Raw genomic sequence first — 781 nt, forward strand, 5'->3', positions numbered from 1 at the left:
TGGCGCTCCATCCCCGCGGCTATGTCGAGCTTGGTCTCGGCTCGGGCGGGACGACTTATACCGGGGTGGAGATCAATGCCTCCTCGGACTACATCATGGGACGCGATCCTTCGGCTGTCTATCAGTCCTGCGTCTATCAGAAATCGGGCGAAATGCCTGCCCGTCCGTTATACGACCGCCCTGACTGGAGGGGATGATCATGGTTCAGTTTACACTTCCGAAGAACTCGAAGATCCGCACCGGGAAAACCTGGCCCAAGCCTGCAACTGGACCGCCTGACCGTGACGCGCCCGAACGGCGAGGCCATGTTCGCGCCGTTGACGCTGACCGTGGAAACCGGCTGTATTGCCAGCGTCATGGGTCCGTCGGGGATGGGGAAATCCACGCTGCTGGCAGCCATCGGCGGGCATCTGGCTCCGGGATTCCGGACGCAGGGGCATGTGCTGCTAACGGGTCGCGATGTGACGCATCTGCCCGCCGAGAAGCGTGGGGNTGGGGATCATGTTCCAGGAGGCAGTGCTGTTTCCGCATTTGTCCGTGGCCGACAATCTGGCCTTTGGACTGTCGGCGCGGGTTGCGGGGTTCGTGCGGCACGGCGCGCCGCAGTGGAGGCGGCCCTGGGGCAGGCGGGGTTTGGATGGCATGGGGTCAGCGTGATCCGGGCCACACTTTCGGGGGGTACAGAGGGCGCGGGTCGGCCCTGATGCGGACGCTGCTGTCCAACCCGTGCGCCATTCTGCTGGATGAACCGTTTTCAGCCTTGATCCGGAGTTGCGACAGG

1 protein-coding gene and 1 pseudogene are annotated in these 781 nt (G+C 63.8%); both read left to right on the plus strand.

The window, feature by feature from the left end; all coding sequences use genetic code 11:
• Positions 1 to 197 (plus strand): annotated as a pseudogene (locus TR36_RS15845) (hypothetical protein); the annotation flags it as partial.
• Between the two features lie 84 nt (positions 198 to 281).
• Entirely contained in the window at positions 282 to 704 is a 423-nt protein-coding gene (locus tag TR36_RS14130) for an ATP-binding cassette domain-containing protein (protein WP_153010596.1), read from the plus strand.
• Positions 705 to 781: the final 77 nt, after the last annotated feature.

The organism is Falsirhodobacter sp. alg1 (assembly GCF_000739715.2).
GTDB lineage: Bacteria > Pseudomonadota > Alphaproteobacteria > Rhodobacterales > Rhodobacteraceae > Falsirhodobacter.